The following is a 22,478-nucleotide window of genomic DNA, read 5'->3' on the forward strand; positions in this document are numbered from 1 at the left end:
CACTCATTTGCTCATTCAATCATTCAATCATTCAGTCATTCAGTCATTCAGTCATTCAGTCATTCAATCATTCAATCATACTCCACAAACGCCTCGTCCTTATAGCACCAGAGCCACTTTTCCCCCGGCTCGGCTGAGGAGGCTACGGGGTGGCCAGTGCGGTGGAAATGCCTGGTCATGTGCTTAGACGGCGAGCTATCGCAGCACAGGGTAGCGCCGCAGGTCTGACAGGTCCGCAAGTGTACCCACCAGCCATCGACCTTCTTACATTCCTCGCATACCAGCTCGTCGGCTACCTTAATCTCCTGAATATCTTCTATATGCTTACAAACCTGGCTCATTATACTTCGCTTAGATATTGGTGAACAAAACTGATGGACATCGACCCCTCGCCTACCGCGGACGTCACGCGGTTCATCGCACCCGCACGTACGTCGCCCGCGGCAAAAATGCCCGGTGAGCTCGTTTCAAGCAGATAAGGATCACGATCGGCCTTCCAGATTTCCTTGAAATTCTCGTAATTCTTCATGTCACGGCCCGTCTCGATAAAACCCTTCTTGTTTTTGATGATTTCGAGGCCTACCCAGTCGGTATAGGGCTTGGCACCGATGAAAATGAACAGAGCGTCAGCCGAAACCGTGCGCTCTTCACTCGTATTCAAATCTACGAGTTTCAGTCTCTCAAGGTGGCCGTCGCCCTGTGCTTCGACGATTTCCGTGCAGCCCAGCACATTGATATTCTCCGTGCCGGCGATCTGGTCGATCAGGTACGACGACATGGACGACGTCAGGTCATTTTTTCTGATCAGGATATACACATTGCGTGCGAATTTCGACAAATACATAGCCGCCTGCCCGGCCGAATTGCCACCGCCCAGCACATACACATCCTTGTTCCCGCATGAGCTCGCTTCGGTACTGGCCGCTCCGTAGTAAATACCTTTTCCTGTAAAATCCTCTACCCCGCTGGTATCCAGTTTACGGTAATCGACGCCCGTCGTGATCACGACCGCCTTCGCATTCACTTCACTGCCGTCGCCCAGCACCACAGTTTTATATTTATCCTTCAACTTAATCTCTTTCACAAACTGTGGAGACAAGAACTCGGTCCCGAATCGCGTCGCCTGCGTGATCGCGCGGCGCGTCAGTTCGGCACCACTCAAACCGGTCGGAAAGCCGAGGTAATTCTCGATCCGGGAGCTCGTACCGGCCTGTCCACCTGGCGCTTTCCGTTCGATCAATAAAGTACTTAAACCTTCTGACGCGCCATATACCGACGCTGCTAATCCTGCGGGACCTGCGCCGATAATTACCACATCGTAAATCTGCTGCTTCGTCTTGGGATTCAGGCCAATGCGCTCGGCAATATCGATCAGCGACGGCGTTTTCAGCAAAGAACCATCTTCAAAAATCACTACCGGAAAATCGACCGGGCATAGGTTATTGCTCTCTGAAATCTGCCGACCGGTTTCGTTCGATTCGGCGTCCAGCCACAGGTAAGGCACCAGGTTACCCGCCAGGAAGTCCTTGATTTCATGCGCTTTGGGCGAGAATTGATAACCTATCACTTTAATACCCTTGAAATCGGGGCGGTAGTTGCCCTGCCAGTCGCGAAGCAGCTCGTCGATCGCCGGGTAGAGCTTTTCCTCCGGCGGGTCCCAGGGTTTCATCAGGTAATAATCGAGCTGGACATCGTTGATCGCCTTGATGGCCGCCTCGGTATCCGAATAGGCCGTAAGCAATACCCTTTTGGCGAACGGGAACATTTTCATCGCCTTTTGAAGGAAATCCACCCCCTGCATCTCAGGCATCCGCTGATCGGAGATGAACATCGCCACCTCGTCGCCGCGGTTCTGCAATTCGAGCAGGCTTTCCATTGCCTCGGCCACGGAAGTCGTACTTAATATCCGGTATTTTTCGCGGTAATGAGATTTCAGGTCGCGACTGATCGCCCGGAGCACCTGCGGATCATCGTCAATCGAAAATATAATAGGCAATGCCATGGGAGCCTCTTTTAAATATGAGTTGAGAATTAAAATTATCCATTAAACGGGAAACATACCACAAACTCGGTGCGGCCGGTTTGGGAATGCAGCGTCACGGTGCCCCGGTGCTGGCGCACGATCCGGTTCACAACGTCAAGTCCCAATCCAGTGCCTTTCCCGACCGACTTGGTGGTAAAGAACGGATCGAAGATCTTCGAACGTATCTCGGCCGGAACCCCCGGGCCATTATCGCACACGGTTACCTTCACAAATTCCTTGTCACGCCGCGTAATGAGCGTCAGTTCCGGATTCGATTGATTTTCCAGGGCGTCGATCGCATTATCGATCAGGTTCGTCCAGACCTGGTTGAGCTCGCCAACCATCGCTTTCACAGGCGGCAAAGTCAGGTCAAAATCCTCCGTCACTTTAATATTGCCCTTTTTCAATTTATAGTTCAGCATAATGAGCGTGTTACGGATACCAACGTGAATATCCACGTACTCGCGCTCGCCCCCGCGGTCCATATGTGTGAAGGTTTTCACAGATCCAACCAGCTCCGCAATGCGTTTGGATGCCTCCTGAATGTCCGCCACCATACGCTCGGTCGTCAGACTGTTGTTGATCCAGGTCAGCACAGGCGATAGGTCTTCGTGGTTGATTTTGCTTTTCAGCATTTCCAGATCGGCTTCTCCTACCCCGAACTCGACGAGATTATCCGCAATATCCTCGCAGCCCTCGATATTATTCATGTCGAGCCAGTCGAGGATTTCGTCCTCCTTCTCCGAGCGCTTCATCATGGACAGTACCGGTCGATTGGTATTGTTGAGCAAGCTCACCATTTTACTGTTTAAAAGGTCGATTTCCTCGTGCGACAAATGGATCGAAAGCAGCGATTTGAACGAATCGGGCTGCATCAGCAAATGCTCTTTCAACGACGCGGAACTCCGCACGATCGCCGCTGCGGGGTTATTCAGTTCATGGGCCAATCCGGCCGAGAGCTTGCCGAGCGCCATCATCTTCTCATTCTGCTGTTCCAGCTCCGTGAACTCTCTTACGCGCGAGGTCATCACGATCACCAGCGCCTGCGTGAGCTCGTAATGCGAGGTCACAAGGTCCCGCAATAACTCTTTCGGAAACGTCATCAGCTGGGCTGTTTCGAGGCACACGCCGTAAGCAATGGCTATTTTCCCACGCGAAAACGGTAGAGCGCCCGTGACGGTACCCGGCAAAAGTTCGGCGATAATTTGTTTGGTATTGTTTTGAAGCCGGTACAGTTCGATCCGGCCCGAAAAAATGACATGCGTGCCCACCAGCGGTTCCCCAGGCCTGATCATCATATCGCCCTCCTGCAATTCGTAATGCTGGCTGCGATCTATCATCCATTGTAGCTGGTCTTCCGGTACTTCGCGAAAAACCTCGATGGCTTGCAAATCCTTTACGCCGATATCCTTCATAATAGAACCAATGGTTGTGATCAATGCAGCCAATTTCGAAATAAATCGGCATTAAAGCAGCGTTTTTGAGATTTACACCCGGACATCAGTCACTATCGTAAGGAATGTGCTCACTATCCTTCGGTACGATTATTGCTTTCAATGGCTCCACAACGAATTGATAATGAAAGTGGAGCGAAAGATACACATAGGCACCTCAGGTTGGAGCTACAAACATTGGAAAGGCATTTTCTATCCGGAAACGGTAAAGCCTGCGGACTACCTGGCATTCTACGTCCGACATTTTCCGGTTTCGGAGATCAACAACAGCTTTTACAAAATGCCGACCAAAGAGATCGTGGCGAAGTGGGTCGATACGGTACCCGAAAATTTCCGTTTCTGTCCTAAAATGAGCCGGTACCTGAGCCATTTGAAGAAGCTTCACGATCCGGAGGAGCCATTGGAACGCTTTTTCAGTGTTTTCGGTCCATTTAAAAAACACCTTGGCCCTGTACTCATTCAATTGCCTGCCAATTCCAGGTACCATGCCGATGTAGCCGGCGCATTTTACGAGGAAACCGATCAGTACAAAGATTTCCGCTTCGCGCTGGAAGTACGGCACGCGTCCTGGTTTTCGGAGGAAAGTATCCGGCTGATGAAAAAGCATCGCATTACGCTCGTTTTTTCGCAAGCCGACCGTTTCCCCTACCAAGAAGAAATTACTGCCAAAGACATTTACGTGCGTTTCCACGGACCGTCGTCGCTGTACAGCTCGTCCTATTCCGACGACGTACTCGACAACTACGCCGAAAAATTCACCGCCTGGGCCGACAACGGGCATCAGGTATGGGCATTTTTCAACAACGATGTCGGCGGATACGCCCTGGATAACGCCAGGAAATTGCAGGAACTGGTCGACGCCAATATCCACGAACTGGCACGTTGAAATTGATTGAATGATTGAATGATTGAATGATTGAATAAAATAAATAAGGACTTGTAAATAATCATATGATCTAATTGATACTCGTCTCGTTGAATCGCTCATTCAGTCATTCAGTCATTCAGTCATTCAGTCATTCAAAATTATCATCCATTAACCGCATCGCCGCCATGAGCCTTACCAAATACAACGAAAAACGTTCCTTCGACAAAACGCCGGAGCCGAAAGGCGGCAAAGCGGCCAAAGACGAGCTCATTTTCGTGATACAAAAACACGACGCCACGCGCCTGCATTACGATTTCAGGCTGGAAATGGATGGGGTACTCAAAAGCTGGGCAGTACCGAAAGGCCCGTCGACGGATCCGTCGGTCAAGCGCCTGGCGATGATGGTAGAAGACCACCCTTATGATTACAAGGATTTTGAAGGCATTATTCCCGAAGGAAACTACGGCGCGGGAACGGTGATGGTCTGGGATTTCGGCACTTACGAGCCTTTGGAAGAAAAGAACGGCCAATTGAAAGGTGTTAAAGGCAAAAAGGCACAGGAAAAACTCGCGTTGAAAGAACTGTATTCCGGCTCTTTAAAAGTACGGCTGAACGGCAAAAAATTGAAGGGGGAATATGCTCTGGTGAAAACAAAAGGCATGGAAGACAATGCCTGGCTGCTCATTAAGCACCGCGACAAATATGCCTCCGAGGAAGATATTACCGAAAAAGACCGCTCAGCTGTATCCCGCAGGACTCTGAACGGTATCGAGAAAGCCGGCGACGCAGTTTGGGAAAGTAACCGCGAAGAGAAGAAATCTTCAAAAACCAAAGGGTCTGTTAAATCAAAAGCCGAAGCCAAAGATCCGGCGGAAGACGCAGCAGAAAAAAAAAGTCCGGACGTAGACATAGCGGATATTCTGAAAAAGGGCAAAAAGCAAAAGTTTCCGGATGATATGCAGCCCATGCTGGCCACACTGGTCGACGGACCGTTTGACGATCCCGGTTGGGAATACGAGGTCAAATGGGACGGATACCGGGCATTGGCATACCTGAACAAGGGCGAGGTACGCCTGCAATCGCGGAACAGGAAATCGTTCAACGACAAGTTTTATCCGATTTACCAGCAATTGCAAAAATGGAAGATCGACGCCGTGATCGACGGGGAAATTGTAGTCATCAACGAAAACGGTCTCTCCGATTTCAATGCATTACAAAACTGGCGGAGTGAGGCGGACGGAGAACTGGTCTACTATGCATTCGACATTCTGTGGATGGAAGGCAAGAGCCTCATTCATTTGCCGCTGACCGAACGGAAAGCCATTTTGCAAAGCATTGTAGATGAAAACAGTCCCGTTCAGCTGGGGTACAGCATCGCCGCGGATGGCAAGGCATTCTTTGAGGCGGCACAAAAGATGGGGCTCGAAGGCATTATGGCCAAGAAATCGGACAGTGAATATTACCCGGGCATCCGCACGCGCGACTGGCTCAAAATCAAGATCAACAAGCGGCAGGAGGTGGTTATTGCGGGCTATACCCTGAACGAAGGCTCCTCCAAGCTTTTCAGCGCATTGCTTTTAGCCGCTTACGACAAAGGCGAGCTGCGTTATGTCGGCAAAGTAGGCACCGGTTTCAAAGAAAAACAACAGAAGGAGATGATGGCGCTTTTCAAACCATTAGTTACCCCTAAAAGCCCGTTCAAGGAAACGCCCGACTACAATAAACCCTTGCGCTTCCGCCCGAACCCGCCGCATGCGAACGCGACCTGGCTAAAACCGGAGTTGGTATGCGAAATCAGTTTTACCGAAATCACCCAGGATGGGGTGTTCAGGCATCCGTCGTTCGAAGGTATGCGGGAGGACAAATCGGCCAAGGAAGTGGTGCGCGAAATAGAAAAGCCGGCTGAGGAATTGATCGATGAACCCGAAAACACAGGGAAAGAAATCATTAAAAAGCCGGCCAAAGCCAAAAGAAAAAGCCTTTTGAACCCGAAGGATGAAACGCAGGTCCGGAAAATCAATGGGCATGAGGTCAAGTTCTCAAACCTGGGGAAACTCTACTGGCCCGACGATAAAATCCAGAAACGCGAATTGATCAACTATTACTACCAGGTCGCGCCATTCATCTTGCCTTACCTCGAAAACCGCCCGCTGTCGCTCAACCGCTTTCCCAATGGCATTAAAGGCAAAAGTTTTTACCAGAAAGACGTCACCGGCAAAGTACCCGACTGGATCGAAACGACACCTTACATCTCGGAGGGCGAGCACAAAAATTTCATGCTCTGCAACGACGAGGCCACATTGCTGTATATGGCCAACCTGGGGGCCATCGACGTGAACCCCTGGAACAGCCGCGTGGAAACTCCCGACAATCCCGACTGGTGCCTGCTCGACCTCGACCCAGACACCGGCAATACATTCGAACAAGTGATAGAAACGGCGCAGGCCATCAAAAGCCTTCTCGACTCCCTGAAGGTACCCTCCTATTGCAAAACCTCCGGCTCAACCGGCCTGCATATTTACATTCCGCTCGGCGCAAAATACAGCTACGACCAATGTCAGCTCTTTGCCGAATGGGTGGCGGGCCAGGTACAACAGCAGCTCCCCGATTTCACCAGCGTGGAGCGCCTCACCAAAAACCGCAAAGGCAAGCTCTACATCGACTATCTTCAAAACCGGCCCAAGGCCACACTGGCCGCGCCCTATTCGGTACGCCCAAAGCCCGGCGCTACCGTTTCGATGCCGCTGCATTGGGACGAGGTAAAGAAGGGATTGCAACTGAAAGACTTCACGATTTTCAATGCGATGGAACGTATTCAGCACGAAGGCGACCTCTTTAAGCCGGTTTTGGGCGAGGGTATCGACCTCGAAGAAGTGATCGGCAAAATGGATTTAACTGCCGGCTAAAAGTCAAAATCCTCCTACTTTTTGTTAATAAATAACCAGCAAACCCCTCATTGTAGTAGTAATGTAGGGGCGATTTTTCCGTGAAAACATTTCACTTGTGCAATATGAGGTAGTAATGTAGTAATGCTTTGCTACCCTGCTGCCTCTTTGTGCTCCTACCTTTGCCAGCGATACCACAAGTATTACTTTTTCAATAATTAATTGGGCAAAGATCATTTGCCGCTTCTACTAATTTTTAATACTAACATTTATGAGCAAAAGATTTGTACTATTATGTAGTGTGCTGATGCTATATGGCCTGGTACAGACCGCCTTAGCCCAAAGCCGGGTAATCAAGGGTAAAGTGTCTGTCAAAACAAAGGGCGAAGAGCTGGTAGGCGCTACCGTGGTAGTAGAAGGCACCAACTACGCGACTATCACCGACGCAGCCGGTAATTACTCGATCGAGGTGCAACCCAACTCCGTATTAGTAGCCAGTTTCATCGGGATGGTCACCCAAAAAGTCCCTGTGGGTAACCAATCCGAAATCAACTTTCAACTCGAAGAATCCGTCGATAACCTCAACGAAGTAGTAGTGGTAGGCTATGGTGCGCAAAAGAAAAGCGTCGTTACGGGCGCTATTTCGAGCGTGAAGGCCTCCGATTTACAATCAATGCCGATTAACCGTTTGGAAGAAGCGTTGCAAGGCCGGACTTCCGGCCTTACAATCGCTTCAAACTCCGGTCAACCGGGTTCGGCCGCGACCGTGCGGGTACGCGGGGTCACGACACTGAACAACAACGATCCATTGTACGTGGTGGACGGTGTGGTGGTCGACAACGGCGGCATCGGATATCTGAACCAGTCTGATATTGAGTCGATTGAAGTACTAAAAGACGCTGCCTCGCAAGCCATTTACGGCGCACGGGCTGCCGCGGGGGTGATTTTGGTTACCACTAAAAAAGGAAAGGCGGGCGGCATTCGGGTAAATTACAATGGCTACATCGGCGTACAGGCACCTGCACGGAAACTCGACCTGCTAGACGCTACCCAATATGCGACGATCCGCAACGAAGCGGCCGTGAATGCAGGCCAACCGGCTCCATACGCCAACCCTGCGGCATTCGGCAAGGGTACCGACTGGCAGTCTTTGATCTTCAACAACAGCGCCAAACGCCAGAACCACGAGCTGAGCATCAGCGGCGGCACGGACAAGTCAACTTTCTATCTTTCATTCGGTTACCTCAACCAGGAAGGCATCGTTGCGACCGACATTTCAAAGTACAAAAGAACCAGCATCCGCCTCAATTCGGAGCACAAACTGGCAAAATGGCTCACATTCGGCCAGAACCTGGGTTATGCACACGATAAATCGGTGGGGTTAGGCAATACCAACAGCGAATTCGGAGGACCATTGAGCTCGGCTATTAATCTCGACCCTATTACACCGGCAGTAATCACTGATCCTGCGGTAGCCAACGCGGCGCCTTACACCAACAAGGGCATCCGTCGCGACGCGAATGGTAATCCTTACGGCATCTCTCAGGCCGTTGGCCAGGAGATGAGCAACCCGCTTGCGTATATCCAAACCCGTTTGGGTAATTACAGTTGGTCCGACAACGTCGTGGGTAATGCTTACCTGATGGCCGAGCCGATCAAAGGCCTGCAATTGAAATCGACCATTGGTAGCAAGCTGGCATTCTGGGGCAACGAGAGCTTCACTCCTATTTCATGGCTGAATGCAGCTTCGGTGAGCTCACAAACGAGTTTCAACCGCACCAACAACCGCCGTTTCGACTATAATCTGGAAAATACCATCTCTTACACCCGCCCTATCGGCCTGCATAATGTGAACGTGCTCGTAGGACAAGGTGCCTATCTGGATAACAACACAAGAATGACGAGTGTGACATTCTTCAACGTCCCGGCCGACAACTTCGATGACGCTTCCCTGAACTTCAAGGTACCGGCCGACCAGCGTAACTCCGACGGCTCTGAGGGCGCAAAACACACCGTAAGCTCGCTCTTTGCCCGTTTGAACTATGATTTTGATGAAAAATACCTCGTGCAGGCATTGGTTCGCCGCGACGGCTCTTCCCGCTTCGGTTCGAACCACAAGTACGGTGTCTTCCCCTCATTCTCCCTGGGCTGGGTGCTTTCGCGTGAGGCTTTCTTCCCCACAAACAATGCGGTTAACTTTCTGAAATTCCGCGGAGGTTACGGCGTGGTGGGTAACGACGGCATCGGCGACTTCGCTTACCTGTCGACCATCGGCAGCGGCCGTAACTACACCATTGGGACCTCGGGCAGCTACATCATCGGTTACAGCCCCAATGCCCCTGCCAACCCGGATCTGAAATGGGAACAGACCAGCCAGACCAACATCGGTTTCGATGCGACGATCTTCAACAATGTGAATGTGACTTTCGAGTGGTTCAAAAAAGCGACGAAGGATATTCTGCAAAATCCACGCATTCCGGGCTATGTAGGCGCCATTTCCAACCCGGCCGCCAACATCGCCGATATGAAAAACACAGGTGTAGAATTGGAATTGGGCTTCCGCAAACGCCTCGGACAAGTTGATTTCTCCGTCAACGGAAACGTTTCCTATATAAAAAATGAAGTAACAAACCTGGGTAATGGTGTGCAGTATTTGTCGGGCGGCGCGAGCTTCCAGGGAGCGCCCCCGATTACGCGCACCCAGGTGGGCCAGCCGATCGGCTCCTTCTTTGGTTATCTAAACCAGGGCATTTTCCAGACGCAGGAAGAAGTGGATTCACACGTTTCCGCCGAGGGCAAGAAAATCCAGCCGAATGCCAAACCGGGCGATTTCAAATGGGCCGACCTGAATGGCGACGGTGTGATCACCGAAACCGACCGGACGTTCATCGGCAACCCTACCCCGAAATGGAACTATGGCTTGACTTTGAATGCCGCTTACAAAGGTTTCGACATCGTGGTATTCGGCCAGGGCGTTGCAGGCAACCAGATCTTCCAGGGGCTTCGCCGCCTCGATATCGCCAATGCCAACTGGCAAACCGACGCCCTTGACCGCTGGACAGGCCCGGGTACTTCCACCACTTTCCCACGCATCGTGAACGGCGACCCGAACAAGAACTTCCAGAACCCGTCGAGCTTCTACCTGGAAAAAGGCGACTTCTTCCGTCTGAAAACGCTGCAAATCGGCTACTCGCTGCCTACGGCAATCATCAGCAAAGTGGCCATGAAAAAGGCACGTGTGTATGTAATGAGCCAGAACTTGTTTACCCTCACCAAATACACCGGCTATGATCCGGAGATCGGCGGAAGCGTGCTCAGCATCGACAAGGGCATTTACCCGCAGGCGCGCAGCTTCATGGTAGGTTTGAACATTGGTTTTTAATTGATTAATACGAATAAAATGAAATTGAGATATAATAAATTCGTGACTGTCCTGGCGTTGACCGCCGGTTTGCAGCTCATGTCCTGCTCCGACAGCTTCCTGGACGTAAAACCCAAAGGGCTGAACCTCGAAGCGAACTATTACCGTAACCAGGAAGAGGCATTCAACGGCCTTGTGGCTGCCTACGATGTGGTGGGCTGGCAGGGTAACGGCTACGTTTCCACGATTGCTACCATGAATGCAGCTTCCGACGACCACTACGCGGGCGGCGGCGGTCCGAGCGATATCATGGATTTCCAGGTCATTTCCAACTATACCCTAAACCCGACCACCGGACCACAGGGAGAGCTATGGAGAAAAGGCTTCTCGGGCGTGTTCCGCACGAACGCCATTCTCGAAAAACTCCCTGCGGTACCGATGGATGAAACCCTGAAAAAGCGCTATACAGCCGAGGCAAAATTCCTCCGCGGGTATTTCTATTTCGAACTCGTAAGGTTGTTCAGGAATGTGCCGCTATTCACCCGCACGATTTCCACGCAGGAAATGTACGATGTGCTGCAAGCAACCCCGGCGGAAGTTTATGCACAAATCGAAAAGGATTTGTCGGAAGCTATCGCCGATCTGCCGGTTATCATCAATGTGGCAACGGAAGGCGGGCGCGCAGGACAAGGGGCAGCGCATGCGATTTTGGGCAAAGTGTATTTGTATCAAAACAAATTCGCGCAGGCAGCACAGGAACTGGCGAAGGTAAACGGTACCCCGGGTGGTAGCAATGCCTATGGCTACAAATTGCTCGACAACTTCGGCGACCTGTTCAAGACCAAGAACAAGTTCAACAGCGAATCTATTTTTGAACTTTCGTACACCAATACCTCCGCCGGCGGATGGAGCTGCGTGTCGTGTACCGAGGGGAACGTGATGAATATCATTACCGGCCCGCGCGGCTATAACCGCAAGTCGGATGCCGCACCGGATTATGTTTCCGGATGGAGCTTCCTACCGATCACACCGTCGCTGTTCGAAGCCATCCATTTCGACCCGCGTTACAAAGCGACTGTGGCTAACCTGGACAGCCTCGAAAAAGCAGGCGCTGTGAGTTATGAGAAAGGTTATATGAATACGGGTTATTTCCTCGAAAAATTCGCGGGACGGCAATCCGACCGCTGGACGGGCGCCGGTGCCCCCGAGCTGAACTTCCCGCAGAATATGTACGATACCCGCCTGGCCGATACCTATTTGCTGGAAGCCGAAGCCCTCGTACGCGGCGCGGGCGACCTCACACGTGCAGCCGCCCTCCTGAATGCGGTACGCGCCCGTGTAGGCCTGAAACCGGTGGCTGCCACATTTGAAAACATCAAAAAAGAACGTCGCCTCGAACTCGCCGGCGAAGGCCATCGTTGGATGGACCTCGTGCGCTGGGGTGATGCACCTGCCGTGCTCGGGCCAAAGGGTTTTGTAGCCGGCAAGCACGAAATTCTTCCGATTCCTTTGCTGGAACTGGAAAACACGAAAATCGAGCAGAGTAAAGAATGGGGCGGAACAAGGTAGCGTGTTCCACACCCAGATCAGAAAGGCTTGGAGCACTGCTCTAAGCCTTTTCTTTTGACTCGTCGATATGAAAACCGAGAAAAAAGTTGAACATATTCACCTCGGTGGGCAGTTGCAATTTCTTGCGCAACCGGTAGCGCCCCACCTCCACCCCTCTCAGCGAAATGTTCATGAGCTGCGCGATTTCCTTACTGGACAGATTCATGCGCAGGTAGGCGCTCATCTTCAACTCATTGGGCGTCAGGTTCGGATATTTCTCTTTCAACGCAATGAGAAAATTGCTGTGCACGCTATCGAAATGCTTGGAGAACTGGCCCCAGTCCTTATCGACCTTGTTTTCATCGGCCACGACCTTGATCATCTTTTTCAGGTCATCATTAATCTTCTCGTCCTCAGCTGTTTTGGTGATTTTAACCAGATCCGTTTTGAGTTTGGAAAGCAACTCCGCTTTTTGCACCAAATGCATGGCTGATGTGGCCAGATCGGTGTTTTTGTGCAGGATTTCCGCTTCCAGCTTTTCGTTTTTGAGCTTGATGATCTCCTTTTCGTTCTTTTCGAGCTCCAACTGATGCAGGTATTGCAGCCGTTTCTGTTCCTCCAAATGCTTTTGCTGCTGTCGCAGGAAGCGTTTTTCCTGCCATTTATAAAACAGCCAGGCCAGACCTAGAACCAACATTCCATAACCGAGGTACGCCCAGATCGTCCGGTACCAGGGCGGCAAGATCATAAACGAGTAACCGGCTATTTCCGATTCGCTGCCGAAATTATTGCGCGCCTTTACTTTAAACGTGTAATATCCCGGCGGCAAATGCGTGTATTCCTTCGAAGTACGCGCCGACCAGTTCGACCAATTGCCGTCAAAACCTTCCATGAAATAGGCATATTCAATGCTGGATTGCTGGCTGAACAGGGTGGAAGAAAACTCAAAACCCACGGAATTCAAGCGGTTTGCCACACGAGGCACCTGATCTTCGGATTGCTTCTTCACCTCATTCACTTCCCCGAAATACCCGCCGAAGAGTAATGAATCCGTACCGAATGAGCGCATCGCGCTGATCTGCACATCGATATGGCTCTTATTCTGTTTGTATTTTTTGTAATTGATATGATAAATACCTTTCTCGCTCCCTATGAGGATATTTTCTTCATTTAATGGATAAATATATTCGAAACCGGAGACCATTTTGTGATTGATCTCCGGAAGGAAGATGATCTTCGGGTTACCACCGCTCATGTCTACTACCCCCAGCTCCTTCCCACGAACGAACCAGACGTTACCAGCGTGATCTTCTTTCAGATAGCGTACGCCGAGATCCTGAAATATCCCGTTATAATAGGAGGAAGCTATAAATCGGTCGGTAGCAGTATTGTATTCGTAAATGCCCTTTTCCGTAGCGACCAGGATCTTGTTTTTGACCTTGTATATATAATTATTGTTCAGCGAAAGCGGCAGTCCATCCTTGTACGTGTACCGGCGTGCCCGTGACTTTCCATCGTCCGACAATGTCACCCTGTACACCCCTCGATAGGGATGCGACGTCCAGATCACATTTTCCTCACGGACGTCGGTACTCAGGAAACGAGAGGCGACGTCAAAGCCCATAACCGCGCCCGAAGGCCGGAATGTACTACCATCATATTCCAGGAAATTGACTCCATTATAATTCCCTACCGCTACTCTTTTGACCGGGTAGATCCGCGAGAGCGGCAAAAAGCCCCAGAAACCGTTGCGCTTCTCGATCGGTCGCGCCTGCTTACCTTCCACTTCGAAAATACCCTCGTGGTGTGCCATCAAAAGCCGGCCATTGATCTCGGAAAGACCCCATACCTGCCCTCGCGAATGCTCTACGTAGGTAAATGCACCTTTGACATAACTCAGGTCGCCGAACTGCCCCACTTCCACCGAATACAAGCCATTGGACGTACCTACATACAAGCGGCCTTTGTAAATCACGGAAGCATACCCGGCTTCATCTTTGGTCGCCGCAGGATACAAGGTTTTAATGGCGTTATCGTAAGCAACGAAGTCGATGCCGTTATCAAGCCCCAGCCAGAGATTTTTATCCTGGTCCCGGAAAACGCTGAGTACATTATTGTTCTGCAAACCATCGGCCCGCGCGAAGCGGTGCACAAACTCGCCCTCGTTGGTGACGATGTAACAGCCGCCCAGGCTTGTAGCGAGGGCTATCAACTTGTCGTTCACGCGTGTTGCGGCATATATGCGCTCGCCTTTTATCCGGTCAATGAATGCGGATTGCAAGCGGGCGGCGCGCTCGCCCGACAGCTTGTACAGGCCCGTGTCCATTGTGACGAGCAGTGCATTCTCCTTGTCAACAGGCAGCAGACCCGTCGTGAGGTATTCGGCAGGTAGCCCACCCGTCGTGATCCAGGGGACCCAGCGGCCATTGTCGTAGCGCAACAAGCCGCTCGCTGCGTCCTGAGCCACGGCAATGCCATTGCAAACACCCATAAAGCGCCAGTGCGAGCCGCTGCTGAACACACTGACCGCTTTATCCTGATACACAAAAATGCGGTTGCTGGCCCTGAAAAACACGCTTCCATTGAGCACGGCCACATTCCAGATGTCGGCAAAACCACGGTCGCGCTCATGCAGGATGTCGCGCAGGGAGACATAATGCAAAGCGCCTCGCTGATCGGGCGTGAAGTAGCCGAATTCGTTCTCACCGCCAATGTAAATGCGGTTATCCGTACCAATTTCCAGCGACCGCACCTTCGTTTTATTCGGCAACGGATAAGTTCGCCAGTAAACGCCGTCAAAAGTGAGCAAGCCCTCATTGTTGGCAAAATACATCACGCCGTTCTTTCCCTGGCGGATCGCCCAGTTCTGGGTTCCGGCATGGTAGGTTTGTTTGGAATAATTAACCACTTCGGGCAAGCCGATGGTATTTTGGGCATGTAACCGCGGGATAAACGGGACGAGAAAAAGCAGAGCGGCCACCCGTATCATATTACAGCATTGCAGTACACCGATGTGGGGATTGACGTAGTGGAGAACTGCGCCAGGGTATTTATTTCGCAATTTTTGTAGGGTTGTTGTAGTAATGTAGTAGCCCGATACGCACATTGTTGTGCAGGTTGCCCTACATTTGGACTCGCAATATATTACATTATTTTCAGTGTATTTCAATATGAGTTGAGAGTTCAGAATTCAAAGTTCAGAGCTCAGAGTTCATGAGTCGAAGGTGCACTGGCCTGTCTCGATGAACTTCTGAATTTTAACCCATAGACTTTAAACCGCAGCGGCAGACCGCTCATACATTCTAAACTTAAAAGCATGAAATTCTTCAATCCTAAACCTGCATTATTGCTGAGCATTTACCTCCTAACCGGCCTGGTAGCTTTCGGGCAGTCGAAAAAGGTCGATTTCTGGCTGACCAATCTGGATAAATCGGCCCTATTTCAGCAGCAGGCTGCTTTAACTTTGAATAGACATGAAGTTCTCGAAGTGCCGGTTGTCAGTATCAATGCAAAGAAGAGATTTCAGGAAATCGACGGCTTTGGCTTCACCCTCACCGGCGGCAGCGCGCAGCATTTGATGGCTATGAGCAAAACTGCCCGTGCCGCATTGCTGAAAGAACTTTTTTCAACAACCGGTAACGGCATAGGCATGGCCTACCTCCGCGTGAGCATCGGCGCCTCCGACCTGAATGAGAAGGTATTCTCCTACGATGATCTTCCGCAAGGCCAAACCGACCCGGAAATGCAGCATTTCGATCTCGGTCCGGACCGCAACGATGTGATCCCTATTTTGAAAGAGATATTGGCCATTAACCCGAAAATGAAAATCCTTGGCTCGCCCTGGTCGCCGCCGGTTTGGATGAAGGACAATGGAGACACCCGCGGCGGAAGCCTCAAACCGGAATGGTACGATGCATATGCTAAATACTTTGTGCACTACATTCAAGATATGCAAAAAGAAGGGATTCGTATCGACGCTATTACTGTGCAAAATGAACCATTACACCCCGGTAACAACCCGAGCCTGCTGATGCTGGCGAAAGACCAGGCAGTTTTTGTTAAAAACCATTTGGGCCCTGCATTCGAGAAGGCTAAAATCAATACAAAAATCATCGTTTACGACCATAATGCAGATAAACCAGAATACCCGATCTCGATTCTCGACGACCCGGAAGCCAAAAAATACGTGAACGGTTCGGCATTCCACCTCTACGGCGGCACCATCGATGCGTTGTCGAAAGTCCGCGACGCACATCCCGACAGGCACCTCTATTTCACCGAGCAATGGATGGGCGCTCCGGGTAATTTTGAAAAAGATTTCCCTAACCATATTAAGAACCTCACCATCGGCGCCACGCGAAACTGGGCCCGTACCGTTTTGGAATGGAACTTGACTAGCAACCCGCAAAACCGTCCCTTCACCGACCGCGGAGGTTGCGACCGCTGCCTGGGCGGCGTGACGATCGACGGCGACAATATCACACGCAATGCCGCATATTACGTCGTCGCGCATGCTTCCAAATTTGTGCTCCCGGGTTCCGTCCGGATCGACTCGGGTACGAATGCGACAATCGGCAGAAGCCCAGACGACAAATTGTTGGATGTAGCGTTTCTGAGGCCCGACGGCAAGAAAGTGTTGATCGTCATGAACGATTCGGATACGGAAAAGAAATTTACGATTCGGGACGGAGCGAATTTCGTGGTCGCCAGCTTAAAAGCTGGGTCCGTTGGGACGTTTGTGTGGTGATGGTTTGTTTAGGTTACCTAAAATGCAATCTCGCGCGAACGTCCGCTGAAATCGATCAACACAACCTTCTTCAATCCATCACGCGGCAAGGTGGCAATTCGGCTCGACTGTGATAAATATCCCGAACCATATGCTAATTCAAAACGCTTCGAACGGCCATCCGCATAGGTTGCAATCAGGATAGCATCCTGAGAAACTGGCTTAATGTAAACCATTTTCTCCCCTGTCCCAGCTGCAAACGTCAGCAAAGGTGCATTGTTTTGCGAGGCGAGGACGAGCGAGCTGCCATTACCTAATTGTAAATGCGCCATTCCCTTGGCATCGCCGGGGACGAAAACACCGCTCTGCGCGGCTGTTAACGGTTTGAAGCCGCCTTTGCCATTACCCAGCATGAGAAGTCCGTTCAATCCGTCCAGCCGGCCACTGATTGACTCAGTAGCATGGCTGTTGCCCGATAGCAACAGATCCAGATGACCGTCGTGGTCGAAATCTTCTGCGAGCAGACCATATACAGGACCCATTTGGGCTGCCGATGGCAGGTTTCTCCATGCAAACTTTCCGCCTCCGTTGTTTTCGAGCATGACCGATTGCATGGTTTCGCAAACCAGTTTACGGGCGCCTTTCAGTTCTTCGGGTTTGAAAATGTCCGTGATTTTGGCTTTGGAGTAGTCGGCATAGTAGACAAACCGCTTTTTAAGGAAGTTCATCTGGCTTGTCATTTCGTCGCGCGGGTGCGCAGGATACAAGTTGTTGCCGATGTAGCGGACTATTACCGGATCCATCGTCCCGCTTTTGTCGAAATCCTTGGCCAGTAATGTCAGAGGTTTGTCAATAGAGGGCTTTCCTTCACTGTTCAACCCCACATTGCCCAGCACATAGTCGGTATCCCCATCCTCGTCGAAATCGCCGGAAACGATGCTGTTCCACCAGCCTGTCGTGTTTGTCAGGCCAGTATGCGCGCTCGCGTTGATCAGTTTGCCCTGATTATTTTTATAGAAAACAATAGGCATCCATTCGCCAGCGACGATGAGATCGACCCAGCCATCCCGGTCGAAATCGGTCCACAATGCAGTGTTTACCATTCCAATACTTTGGATTTCAGGACAAATCTGCTGTGTTACTTCCGCAAACTTGCCTCCGTCGTTCCGCAATAAGTAACTTTCGCCGGGTACCGGATATGCACCGGGAGAAAGTCTGCCGCCCACGAAAAGATCGAGATCGCCGTCGCGGTCAAAATCAGCTGCATTTACTGTGGAACCGCTGGCAAAGAGTGGTGGTAGTGCCCCCGCATTTAGCTTAAAATTACCTTTTCCGTCATTAATGTAAAGCCTGTCCTGGAAGTAACGGGAACCGGCTTCAAACTCATTGCTGCCGCTCACAACATACAAATCCTGGTCACCATCTCCATCCGCATCGAAGAAAAGCGTGCCCATATCCTCCTCATACTTCTGGCCGGTTATCAGCGTTTTCGAAGTGAAGTGTTGTCGTTTGCTCTGCACAAAAATACGGCCTGACTGGTTAAATGCTCCACCCACGTAAAAATCGTCGAGGCCATCGCCATTCACATCTGCCACCGCAATGCCGGGGCCGCTTTGGGATAGCAAATGGGGTAACAGCGGCTGTATTTTGAAATCAATGTAGAGATCATCTTTGTGCCGAAAATCAATGCCGCTGTTCTGCAATGCTGCGAATAGAGAACGGCTTGCTTCGGCCGCCGGACGATTTACGGATGCGTTGCCATTTGCGTGGTCCAGTTCGAGGATCTGGTCAGCCTTTACATTTTTCAACACCTGAATCTTCGAATCGGGCCAGATGATCATCAGGCTATCCATTTGCAGAACATTGCCAAGTCCGAAATGTTCACGGTTCGGTTCCGTCGTTGACTGGTAGCCGCGGTAAGGCGAATGCTCAGCATACTGCTTGCCTTTGGCAGTCCAAAGCCAGATTTTCGCTCCAAAACCATCGCGATTCAGGGCGGGGCCTTTCAGTTTGACTGTCAATGAATGTTGTTCGGGTTTCCGCTCCGAATGGTTTTCATACAAAAACGCTTCGCGGTCGATGTTATTCATCGCTACATCCAGGTCACCATCGTTGTCGAAGTCGGCATAAACGGCGCCATTCGAAAATGAGGGAATATCAAAGCCCCAATCGGCTGATTTGTTGGTGAATGTAAGGTCGTGATTATTGGAAAAAAGGTAGTTAGGCACATGGGCACCTTCCACTTTTTTCAATGCTTCGGCTAACTTGCGGCTGTCACCACTACCCGAACGCATCTGCATTTCGTACTCGGCCATGCGGTAAATCACGAAATCCCGGTTGGTAATGTCCTTGGGATAGCCATTAGTGATCATCAGGTCGCGGAAACCGTCGTTATCATAGTCGGCAAACAACGCCCCCCAGCTCCAATCGGTGGCTTCCACGCCGGCATACCGCCCTATTTCACTGAATGCAGGCTGGCTTCGTCCCGGAACTTTGCCCTCGTTGTGCTGCAATGTATTTCGCATGAATTGCGGCTCGTAGCCCATGCGCAGTTCCGACAAATGCCGGTCATAGTTCATCAGCCCGAACATATTCTTGCGGCGGACCGGATCTTCGGGCAGCATATCCACTGTGATGAAGTCGATGAGCCCATCGTTATCGATATCCGCCGCGTCGTTTCCCATCGCTGAGTAGCTTTGGTGTTTGAAATAAGCAGCTATTTCATTTTTAAATGTACCGTTCTGCTGGTTGATGTAGAGCAGGTCGTTGGAAACGTAATCATTTGAAATGTAGACATCCGGCCAACCGTCGTTGTTCACATCGGTAACTGCAATACCCAGTCCGTACCCTTCTTCCAGAATGCCTGCTTCCCTCGAAATGTCGGTGAATGTGCCGTTTCCATTGTTACGAAAAAGGCGGTCGGCATTGGCTGACGAGCCGTCGCTTACCTTCGCGCGGATGTTGTTCGGCCCGCGCATGTTCATCACATTTGTGGCGAGGTAGGCATCCAGGTCGCCATCTTGATCGTAATCGAAGAATGCGGCTTGCGTGGTGTTGCCGCTGTAATCCAGCCCATAAGCATTGGCTTCCTCTTTAAATGTGTTGTTTCTTTGATTGATGAAGAGCAGGTTCGATAGTTTGCCTGCCTGCGCAGGTCCGGCGCGGCAGACGTAGATGTCCAGAAAACCGTCCGCATTGATATCCACCATCGCTACGCCCCGGGCCCAGCCTTCGGGTATTTCAATGCCGGATGTTGCCGTAATATCCTCAAATTCAACTCGCTGGTCTTTGCTCTTGTTGATGTACAACCTGCTCTCGGTCATATTGCCGGTGAAAAACAAGTCGGTAAGTCCATCGTTGTTGATATCGCCTGCACCTACCCCGCCGCCATTGTAAAAATATTCGTAGGTGAGAATGTTGAGCTGGTCGTCCTCATGGAGCCGGTTATTGAAATGAACACCGGTTTCGTCCGGAGAAAGCAGTTCGAACAGCTTTTGATCGTCTTTGCCGGAAGTACAGGCTCCAATAAGCCAGGCAATACAAACAAACAGGGATAGCGGGCGGATCATGGGCGAATGTAATTACTGTGACCCTGCGGCAGATGCGGCGTGGATTTTAGTAAAAAACCGGACTTCATACAGCTCCTGATTTTTTCCGAGAAGGTAAGGCTTCTGCGCCTTTTTCAATATCAAATGCTCATCCGACAATTTCACAATCTGAAACCCGCTCAGCCGGTGGCCCGTCGAATCGGTATAAACAAGCGAATCAGCGGTCGGAAGCTGGTAACGGTAAGTTTTAAACTTCTCCTTTTTTCGCTCGGTCATTACGCCATCGGCGCCATACTCGAACGTCGACCAATGCTCGTCGAATGCATTATTGGTAAAACTGAACCCATTCACAAAGTTACGGATCGAATCCGTGCGCCATACGCCTTCAAGCGCACGCTCGCGGGTCTGGCAGGATGCGAGGAGGATGGTAAGTAGGATTCGGGTTAGACGCATTGTGTTTCTAATTTTGAATGACTGAATGACTGAATGACCGAGAATTTTTCATTCAATCATTCAATCATTCAATCATTCAATCATTCAATCATTCAATCATTCAATCATTCAATCATTCAATCATTCATTCATTCAATCATTCAATCATTCAATCATTAATAATTACTATTCTGCTTCAAAACCCCATTACTCAAATCCACCTCGCGCTGGGGAAGGGGGAAATAATAGTGTTTAGGTTTGATAAAATTGCGGCTTGGCTTGAACGGCCCGCGGGCGATTTTATAATGTGCTGCGATGTCGATCAGTCCGGCTTTATCCCAGCGCATCAGATCCTGGTGACGCTCGTTTTCACCGGCCAGTTCCACGCGGCGCTCGTGCATGATGTCGGCCATTTTCGCTCCGGTTTTAGCGGCTAGCCCCGCACGTTTCCGCACTGCATTCAATTCGGTATCGCCACTTTGATCAGAACGGATTTTCGCCTCAGCCACGAGCAGATACACGTCCGCCGAGCGCAGGAAAGGGGCGTTCAGGCTTTGGCTCATGTCGCCGGCATCGGTAAAGCTGGTGTATTTACGGAACGAGTAGCCGGTTACGCGGGTCATATTCGCCGCGAAAGTTGTCGTTCCCGCCGAACCGCGGTTAACCTTGTCACCGGGACTATAAATGGAGTAAGAGCGGCGCGGGTCGCCTTTTTCGAACTCCTGCACGAGGTCTTCGATCGGCTCGTGGAAGCCCCATCCACCGAATGCCTGCGGCGTGTGGTAGAAGGTCGGTGAGTTGTCGGTCGTCCAGCCGGTTTCATATTGTAATGAAAACAGGATCTCAGGGTTGTTCTCGGTCGTGAGCTGGAAGTTTTCGTCGTAGTTGGTTGCGAGTTTGTAAGCGGCATTTCCAATCACTTTCTGTCCCGATTCGATTGCCTTCGCCCAGTTTTCCTGGTACACATACAATTTGGTCAAAAACCCGTTCGCCGAGCCCTGCGTTACGCGGCCCGACTGCGCATCGTCATAGCTTACCGGTAGCAGCGCAGCCGCCTTCTGGAAATCCGATTCAGCCTGGGCGCGTACCTCGGCAAGAGTTGCTTTCGGTTTGTTATAATTATTGTTCAGCGCATCGTCTTCGAGAATGATAGGCACTTCGCCGTAAATCAGCGAAAGCCGCCAGTATACAAATCCACGAAGGAAATACGCCTCGCCCAAACTGCGGTTACGCAATGCCTCGTCCATCGTCACTTTCGGGGCGTTGATCAGCACCGCATTCGCACGGGAAATCACCTCATATTTGGTCGACCAGGTCGCGAGAATGTGCGAGTTGGCCGCGTCGAAAGTGAACATTTCGAGGGAAGTCTCGTCAGAGTGGTCGCCGGCTCGGTTCATATCGTCCGAGCAGTTATCGAAAGTATACTCCGTGTGGGCAAAACCGTCTTCGTTCAGCAGCGGGGCGTAAATGGCGTTGGTAGCAGCCACCACGTCGTCGCCATTGCGCCAGAACTGCTGGGAGGTAACCTGTCCGTATGGCGTGCTGTCGAGCAGGTCGTCGTTACAACTGGTTGCGGCCATCAGGAAAAGCCATCCGGCCATTACATATATCTTTTTCATATCGTGTTCTCTTT

The 22,478-nt window shown here is 51.0% G+C and carries 12 protein-coding genes; 5 read left to right on the top strand and 7 right to left on the bottom strand.

What is annotated here, in order from left to right; genetic code table 11:
• Positions 1-71 precede the first annotated feature (71 nt).
• Genes AC2YIT_RS27785 through AC2YIT_RS27795 form a run of 3 tightly spaced genes read right to left on the bottom strand, consistent with a single transcriptional unit; the run spans position 72 to position 3,462 of the window.
• Positions 72-341 (bottom strand): UBP-type zinc finger domain-containing protein, encoded by a 270-nt coding sequence (locus AC2YIT_RS27785; RefSeq protein ID WP_430845993.1) that lies wholly within the window; start codon positions 339-341, stop codon positions 72-74.
• Positions 341-2,002, bottom strand: a complete 1,662-nt coding sequence (locus AC2YIT_RS27790; RefSeq protein ID WP_487281349.1) for an FAD-dependent oxidoreductase — start codon at positions 2,000-2,002, stop codon at positions 341-343. Before AC2YIT_RS27790 ends, AC2YIT_RS27785 begins: the two co-directional genes overlap by 1 nt.
• Before the next feature lie 35 nt (positions 2,003-2,037).
• A complete protein-coding gene (locus AC2YIT_RS27795; protein ID WP_487281350.1) occupies positions 2,038-3,462 on the bottom strand; it encodes an ATP-binding protein in 1,425 nt (474 codons plus the stop codon).
• A 139-nt stretch (positions 3,463-3,601) separates the two neighbouring features.
• Between AC2YIT_RS27795 and AC2YIT_RS27800 the strand changes: the two genes are divergently transcribed.
• The 4 genes from AC2YIT_RS27800 (at position 3,602) to AC2YIT_RS27815 (ending at position 12,160) form a co-directional block, all read left to right on the top strand.
• Positions 3,602-4,363: a DUF72 domain-containing protein gene (locus tag AC2YIT_RS27800; protein WP_487281351.1), complete on the top strand. Its 762-nt coding sequence runs from the start codon at positions 3,602-3,604 to the stop codon at positions 4,361-4,363.
• A gap of 167 nt (positions 4,364-4,530) precedes the next feature.
• Complete coding sequence (ligD, locus tag AC2YIT_RS27805; RefSeq protein ID WP_487281352.1) at positions 4,531-7,251, top strand: DNA ligase D; 2,721 nt, start codon at positions 4,531-4,533, stop codon at positions 7,249-7,251.
• Between the two features lie 250 nt (positions 7,252-7,501).
• Positions 7,502-10,612 (top strand): SusC/RagA family TonB-linked outer membrane protein, encoded by a 3,111-nt coding sequence (locus tag AC2YIT_RS27810; RefSeq protein WP_487281353.1) that lies wholly within the window; start codon positions 7,502-7,504, stop codon positions 10,610-10,612.
• A gap of 18 nt (positions 10,613-10,630) precedes the next feature.
• Complete coding sequence (locus tag AC2YIT_RS27815) at positions 10,631-12,160, top strand: RagB/SusD family nutrient uptake outer membrane protein (RefSeq protein WP_487281354.1); 1,530 nt, start codon at positions 10,631-10,633, stop codon at positions 12,158-12,160.
• A 40-nt stretch (positions 12,161-12,200) separates the two neighbouring features.
• Here AC2YIT_RS27815 and AC2YIT_RS27820 read toward each other — a convergent pair whose 3' ends face one another.
• On the bottom strand, positions 12,201-15,200 hold the full coding sequence (locus AC2YIT_RS27820; RefSeq protein ID WP_487281355.1) for a ligand-binding sensor domain-containing protein: 3,000 nt from the start codon (positions 15,198-15,200) through the stop codon (positions 12,201-12,203).
• 255 nt (positions 15,201-15,455) lie between these two features.
• On the opposite strand from AC2YIT_RS27820, the gene AC2YIT_RS27825 reads away from it, so the two are divergent.
• Positions 15,456-16,886, top strand: a complete 1,431-nt coding sequence (locus AC2YIT_RS27825) for a glycoside hydrolase family 30 protein (protein ID WP_487281356.1) — start codon at positions 15,456-15,458, stop codon at positions 16,884-16,886.
• Positions 16,887-16,903: 17 nt separating this feature from the next.
• On the opposite strand, the gene AC2YIT_RS27830 is transcribed toward AC2YIT_RS27825, so the two are convergent.
• The 3 genes from AC2YIT_RS27830 to AC2YIT_RS27840 all read right to left on the bottom strand — a co-directional run bounded on the left by AC2YIT_RS27830 (position 16,904) and on the right by AC2YIT_RS27840 (position 22,464).
• On the bottom strand, positions 16,904-20,434 hold the full coding sequence (locus AC2YIT_RS27830) for a VCBS repeat-containing protein (protein WP_487281357.1): 3,531 nt from the start codon (positions 20,432-20,434) through the stop codon (positions 16,904-16,906).
• 12 nt (positions 20,435-20,446) lie between these two features.
• On the bottom strand, positions 20,447-20,866 hold the full coding sequence (locus tag AC2YIT_RS27835) for a hypothetical protein (protein WP_487281358.1): 420 nt from the start codon (positions 20,864-20,866) through the stop codon (positions 20,447-20,449).
• 155 nt (positions 20,867-21,021) lie between these two features.
• Entirely contained in the window at positions 21,022-22,464 is a 1,443-nt protein-coding gene (locus AC2YIT_RS27840) for a RagB/SusD family nutrient uptake outer membrane protein (protein WP_487281359.1), read from the bottom strand.
• Between the last annotated feature and the right edge of the window lie 14 nt (positions 22,465-22,478).

This window comes from Dyadobacter sp. SRI_021 (assembly GCF_057586235.1).

Bases quoted from the DNA above. Each gene is read 5' to 3' on its own strand.
- AC2YIT_RS27815 (WP_487281354.1), top strand. From the start codon at position 10,631: ATGAAATTGAGATATAATAAATTCGTGACTGTCCTGGCGTTGACCGCC.
- AC2YIT_RS27825 (WP_487281356.1), top strand. From the start codon at position 15,456: ATGAAATTCTTCAATCCTAAACCTGCATTATTGCTGAGCATTTACCTC.
- AC2YIT_RS27830 (WP_487281357.1), bottom strand. From the start codon at position 20,434: ATGATCCGCCCGCTATCCCTGTTTGTTTGTATTGCCTGGCTTATTGGA.
- AC2YIT_RS27840 (WP_487281359.1), bottom strand. From the start codon at position 22,464: ATGAAAAAGATATATGTAATGGCCGGATGGCTTTTCCTGATGGCCGCA.
- AC2YIT_RS27810 (WP_487281353.1), top strand. From the start codon at position 7,502: ATGAGCAAAAGATTTGTACTATTATGTAGTGTGCTGATGCTATATGGC.
- AC2YIT_RS27800 (WP_487281351.1), top strand. From the start codon at position 3,602: ATGAAAGTGGAGCGAAAGATACACATAGGCACCTCAGGTTGGAGCTAC.
- AC2YIT_RS27835 (WP_487281358.1), bottom strand. From the start codon at position 20,866: ATGCGTCTAACCCGAATCCTACTTACCATCCTCCTCGCATCCTGCCAG.
- ligD (WP_487281352.1), top strand. From the start codon at position 4,531: ATGAGCCTTACCAAATACAACGAAAAACGTTCCTTCGACAAAACGCCG.
- AC2YIT_RS27785 (WP_430845993.1), bottom strand. From the start codon at position 341: ATGAGCCAGGTTTGTAAGCATATAGAAGATATTCAGGAGATTAAGGTA.
- AC2YIT_RS27790 (WP_487281349.1), bottom strand. From the start codon at position 2,002: ATGGCATTGCCTATTATATTTTCGATTGACGATGATCCGCAGGTGCTC.